At 38.9% G+C, this 1841-nt stretch carries 2 protein-coding genes; both read right to left on the minus strand.

Annotated elements, in window-relative coordinates:
• Positions 1-207: 207 nt before the first annotated feature.
• Positions 208-747 carry a hypothetical protein gene (locus BS19_RS14950; protein WP_038176336.1) on the minus strand — a complete coding sequence of 180 codons (540 nt, stop codon included), beginning with the start codon at positions 745-747 and terminating at the stop codon, positions 208-210.
• A 148-nt stretch (positions 748-895) separates the two neighbouring features.
• Entirely contained in the window at positions 896-1681 is a 786-nt protein-coding gene (locus tag BS19_RS14955; RefSeq protein ID WP_038176337.1) for a hypothetical protein, read from the minus strand.
• Between the last annotated feature and the right edge of the window lie 160 nt (positions 1682-1841).

Genomic DNA, 1841 nt, shown 5'->3' on the forward strand with positions numbered 1-1841 from the left:
TAAACTTTACCCAGACACAAAATCAAGCAAAACAACATAAATCGTTAACCTCAAATTTTCTGCTTTAGCTGCGTTTTTTCACTGGCAACTAACGCCGCGTTAAGTGGTGAACAACGCGACCACCCAACCTAACACATTGTGCCGTAAACACTAAAGCCGATTCAAACTAAAAATACCAAGCGTTGTGAATCCGTCTTAAACGCCTTGTTATACATTTTTTTCGGTGTGCTCATAAACAGCCTTTCGCCAATCAACTAGATATGACAAACAACCAAGAAGAGTGAGTTCTGAGCTACCATTTAAGTCTGCTAGTAAATCAGATAATGGGTAGTGGGCCGAGTCTCTATGATGAAGTACCTTATCAACAGTTTTTTGCGATTGATCTTTTAGCTTTTCCAACCAAATATGCCATTCAGGTTCATGTTTCCAGTAATTCGCACCGGAATGGATTAACTCAGCAATAGGCTCACCGAAAGTACTGGAAGGCCCCAACATTCTTGCTTCAAAGGGCTTAATATCAACATCCCTCAACACATCAAACATGTACCGTTGCATAATGCAAAAACCCAGGCCAATCAAGTACTCTCCTTTATCACACAAATGTTCGACTTCCCATATATCGGCTTTGGAAATCTTTTTATTCAGTTCAAAAAGTGAAGAATCGATAGGCTTTAAAACTTCCTCTATGTAAGAAAACTCTGGGTCTAAAAAATCTATCTCATTTCCTTTCTTTGAGGCTATAAACATCGAAGCTCTCCAAAATGTATAACGCCGCGTTAAGTGGTGAGCAACGCTACCACCTTACCTAAACCATTGTGCCGTAAACACTAAAACTGAAGCAAACCGAAAATGCCAAGCGTTGGGAATCCGTCTTAAACGCTTTGTTATATGCCCGCTAAAAAGGAATGTCATCGTCGAAGTCCATCGGAGGTTCATTGTACGAATTAGGAGAATTCGGCATTAACAAAGGCAGATTCAAAACCTTACGAGCACGCTTGGTTGTATCACTTATATCCTTGGTTAGAGATAATGCACTCTCAGGCAGATTTTTTAGGTATGTGAGTTTTTCGATCCCTAAACCTACGTCACGTACAATATGAGTTAATTCTTGTCTAATTGACTCTTCTCTGGTTCCGAGGTCGTATACTTCAGATGTTAGCCTCTGAATTTCTTCTCGATAACTGGATATTTCGTTATCAATCTTAGCCATTTTTTCAGCATGTTCAGCTCTAAACTGGATGATAGTTTCTGACATTCGTTGCTTTTCATCAGCCCATGTATCTAGCTGTCTATCGCGCAGCTTTCGGTTTTCTTCTTCGTCTGAATCCAGCTTGGCGATAGTCGTTCTTTTAACGGTATAATAATGTTCTTGCAAAGTTTTTTGCTTAAATGCGTTACGATACTTATTAATTACTCCATCCACTATACGCTCGTAAAGCATATTTAAGATAGGCACCACTAGCAGATAAACAAGAGATATACCTAATGGAAATAGTAAGTCATTAGCTAATTCAAAAGTAGATTCATTGATCATCTTTATTTTCTCAGCATTACTGCTGAGAATAAACAGCATTACATCTGCAATATTCCAGATTGTCCATGAAAATACGTAGGCTCCTACCAACGGATTTTTAAGTCTACTGACAGTATTTTCTTGCAACGAATTGATCAATGTTTTCAAAAATATACTCCTAAAATTATCACGTCACCCTTGGGCATATAACGCCGCGTTAAGTAGTGAGCAACTGCCACCTTACCTAAACCATTGTGCCGTAAACACTAATTTCAAAGCAAACCGAAAATGCTAAGCGTTGCGAATCTGCCTTAAACGCTTTGTTAGT

Source organism: Vibrio pacinii DSM 19139 (assembly GCF_000711795.1).
Taxonomy (GTDB): Bacteria; Pseudomonadota; Gammaproteobacteria; order Enterobacterales; family Vibrionaceae; genus Vibrio; species Vibrio pacinii.

Coding starts and splice junctions, on each gene's coding strand:
- BS19_RS14950 (WP_038176336.1), bottom strand. CDS start 747: ATGTTTATAGCCTCAAAGAAAGGAAATGAGATAGATTTTTTAGACCCA.